This window comes from aff. Roholtiella sp. LEGE 12411 (assembly GCF_015206995.1).
Taxonomy (GTDB): Bacteria; Cyanobacteriota; Cyanobacteriia; order Cyanobacteriales; family Nostocaceae; genus Komarekiella.
On record NZ_JADEXR010000266.1, the window covers coordinates 1 to 3,753 of the forward strand.

A 3,753-nucleotide genomic window follows, 5' to 3' on the forward strand; every position below is an offset into this window, starting at 1 on the left:
ATTTTTAACGCCAGAGGTTGTCCAGAGTCAAAGGTCAAAAGTCCAAAAAACCTTGATTCTTGACCCTTGACCCTTGACCCTTGACTCTTATACCAGAAGCCTTGTGTGCCAGTTGCGTAAGTCCTATAGAAATCATTATGAACCAAGAGCTTACCCAAGCGATCGCCTCAGAAGTTCAGCTATTCCACAGCATCGAACAGAAAGAAAATTTTCTGTTTTTACTTTATTAACCATTGATTTTTTTATCAGCCAGTCTGACAACTGCTGTAACTAGCTCAGAAGGTTCTGCTGGTTTAGTGACGTGCATCTGAAAACCTGCGGAGAGTGCCTGTTGCTGATTATATTCTCCAGCATAAGCAGTCAGAGCGATCGCTGGTATCTGTCCCCCTTGTTCTGGTAGCCAGGTTCTGACTTGGCGAATCAGCATGTAACCGTCCATGTCTGGCATTCCAATATCGCTTAATAGAACATCTGGTTTGGACTCTGCTAAGGCTTGTAGTGCTTTCATCGCTGATGACACTGCAATTACATCTGCTCCCTCTTCTGACAGCACAAAGCTGATAAAGTCCCGGGAATCGGTATCATCATCGACAACCAGTATTTTAAACCCCTGAAGATTGCCCCGGTTAGAGTGTACTTCTTCTTGTTGACTTTCTTTGGCGTAGGCGTAGCCCGTCGTAGACGTCGCGTTTGCGTGCCAGAGTGGTAAATTAACTGTAAATATCGCTCCCTGCCCTTCGCCAGAACTTGCTGCTAAGACTGTACCACCGTGGAGTTCTACTATCTGCTGAACTATTGCCAGCCCTAGTCCCAATCCACCAAATTTTCTGGTAGTGGCGCTATCTGCTTGGCGGAAGTACTCAAAAACATAAGGTAAAAAGTTAGGGTTAATTCCCTTACCCGTATCAATTACTTGGATTTGAGCACAAGAGTCAACATACTCTAGCCTAACTTCCACTCGCCCGCCTGGGGGTGTAAACTTGACGGCATTGGAAAGCAAATTCCAGAGAACTTGTTGTAAGCGGTTAGGATCGCCCATTACTAAGAATGTAGGATGAATCTGATCATTCTCACAAACAAGTGATAATTTCATCTCAATGTATTTTGCTTCCGCCGCTAAACTTACTGTTTCTAGTGCAGCCGAGACAGTCGATACCAGATTTACCTGGCCAACGTTTAACGTCAGTTTTCCCTGGAGAATGCGCGAGACATCCAGCAAGTCTTCAATTAGTTGCGCCTGTAACTTGGCATTCCGCTCAATTGTTGCTAAGGCGGCTGCTGTCTTTGTGGCGTCAAATTTACGAGTTTGGAGTAGTTTAGACCAACCCAAAATCGGATTCAGCGGCGATCGCAATTCGTGGGAAAGTACAGCTAGAAACTCATCTTTGATGCCGTTGGCCTCTTCCGCTTGAGTCCGCGCCTGCTGTTCGGCTGCGTATAACCGGGTGTTTTCAATTGCGATCGATGCCATTTGGGCTAACTGTACAATAATGGCTTCGTCTTCTTCGGTAAACTCACCCTCGTATTTATCAGATAACTGAATTAATCCAATATTATGACCATTGCGCCCAATCAGTGGCGCAGCTAACCACCCACGCATGGGGGGATGTTTTTCGGCTTCTTTGCCAAACCCTAGCCACTTGGGATGAAGCTCCAGTTCGGCTTGAGTCATCCGCATGGGACGATTCATCTGGCAAACACAGGCATAAATACCTGAGCCATCAGCCTTTTCACTATAATCTCGCCATGCAGCGTATTTATCTGAGAGTGAAATCGAACTGATCGATTTTGCCCAACTATTCTCAATCGTTGTGCTAGTGACTGATTGGTGTGCGCCAATAATCGCACGCGCTTGCTCCGTAATTAACCGGATAACTTCTTCAATAGAGAGTGTGGAATTAATCTTTAATGCTGCTTCGGTCAACCCATGTAATTGGCTAGCGTATTGTTGCGATCGCACTAGCATTTTTTCCCGTTCTATTTGTGCCCATTTGTACTCAGCAATATCCCCATCTATCGCTGCCATCTGTATTAATTTGTCCGTGTCGTCTAGCAGTTTACCCTGAGTGATCTCGCTAAAGGTCGATACAACTGCATAAGGTGCGGTTTCATGAGCTACAAATAAGGGCTGCGAGTTCATCAACAACCAAATTAAATCACCTTTTGGTTTACACAAACCCATAACGAAGTTTAAACAGGGCTTACCTGTATTCCAGGCAACCATAGCCGGGTGAGTATTTGTATTCAAAGGCGATCCGTCTTCATTAATAACTTGCCAAGAGGAATCAAGGAAAGTCCATGCCTGCATCTGCTCGGACGGGATTCCCAAAATGCGCTCAGCGCTGGCATTACATGCTTGTATACTCCCGTCTGCGAACTGAAGTATCATCCCCTCCTCGACAGTGGCTATCTTTGAGTAATATAACTGTCTGCCACTGTGTGATGGATTATTTAACTGCTCGTCAGCCAGCTGATGATCTAACTTTTCCTGATCTTGCATCTTGTTAGCTTCAATGAACTAGACGGAACTTTTTTGCCCAATATTTTAGGATGATTTACTTAGAAAATAGTTAGCTAGTAAGTCTTTCACAGGAATATGGCATATTTTTGCCTAAATAAATTCCCGTTTTTTTGTAATCTAACTTGGGAAGCAAATAAATCCTCCTAGAGATAGGGGTTCAACAAAAAGTTGAGAATTTGGAACTATTTTAAATGGTGTTACTCTTACTAGATACATCGTTGTACAAGTTCTTAGCAAAAAAAAATGCCGCACGTAAAGGTGACTGGGGACTAGATACTTGTTATAGAGAAAACTCTTTCCTAATTTTTAATCTTTAGTCCCCAATCCCTAATTCCTATTCTCTATTATCAATATTTCGTGACCTATGTCAGCATTTTTTGTTTAAATAATGACTTGAAGAGCGCATTTTCAAGTTCTTAGCGATTTTTCCGGAATGTATTACTGATTATTTGCTTAAATTATCTACATTTGGGGTGTACTCTCAATATACGGTAGCTTTCACAATCGGTTTTAAAAAAATTACACCCTGAGGTGAATGCCATGAGGAATTATGCTGACCAGCAGGAATTTATACTAAGTCAAATCACAAATAAATGTCTTCATCACCAGGATTTAAGTGGATATGACTTGAATGGAATCGACCTGAGAGCAGTTGATTTAAGTGGTGTTAACTTGGTAGGAGCAGATTTGCGCGGTGCAAATCTATGCGGTTCTATTCTGACTCGTGCCAATTTAAGCAACGCAAATTTAATGCAAGCTAATTTGCGAGAAGCTAATTTGCATGAAGCTTCTTTGTGCGAAGCTAATTTGATTAATGCTGATTTAACGCAAGCAAATTTGTGTGGAACTTTCTTATGGCGGGTGAAATTAACAGATAGTAAACTTTGGGGTACTTCTTTGTGTGGTGCGGATTTGAGTGAAGCAGACTTGAGCAGAGCCATATTAATTGAAGCATCCTTGATTGAAGCTAATTTAGTAAGAGCAAATCTCGCAGGAGCAAAATTATGTGGAGCCATATTACTAGAAGCTAATTTAACCGAGGCTAATTTAAGTGGTGCAGATCTCACATGGGCAAACTTAACTAAGACAAACTTAAGTGAAGCCAACCTTTGGGAAACAAACCTGATTTATGCAAAGTTTCGGGATACTATCATGCCTGATGGCACAATTGAGCAACCTCAGATAGTGGTTTATTGAAATTGGGGTATGGGGCATGGGGCATGGGGCATGGG

Annotated in this window: 2 protein-coding genes; one reads left to right on the top strand and one right to left on the bottom strand. The window is 42.6% G+C overall.

The features are described 5' to 3' along the window. Positions 1-226: 226 nt before the first annotated feature. Positions 227-2,500, bottom strand: coding sequence for an ATP-binding protein (locus tag IQ246_RS29085; RefSeq protein ID WP_194006754.1), 2,274 nt, complete (start codon positions 2,498-2,500; stop codon positions 227-229). Positions 2,501-3,061: 561 nt separating this feature from the next. Between IQ246_RS29085 and IQ246_RS29090 the strand changes: the two genes are divergently transcribed. After that, positions 3,062-3,718, top strand: a complete 657-nt coding sequence (locus tag IQ246_RS29090; RefSeq protein WP_194006755.1) for a pentapeptide repeat-containing protein — start codon at positions 3,062-3,064, stop codon at positions 3,716-3,718. Positions 3,719-3,753 lie beyond the last annotated feature (35 nt).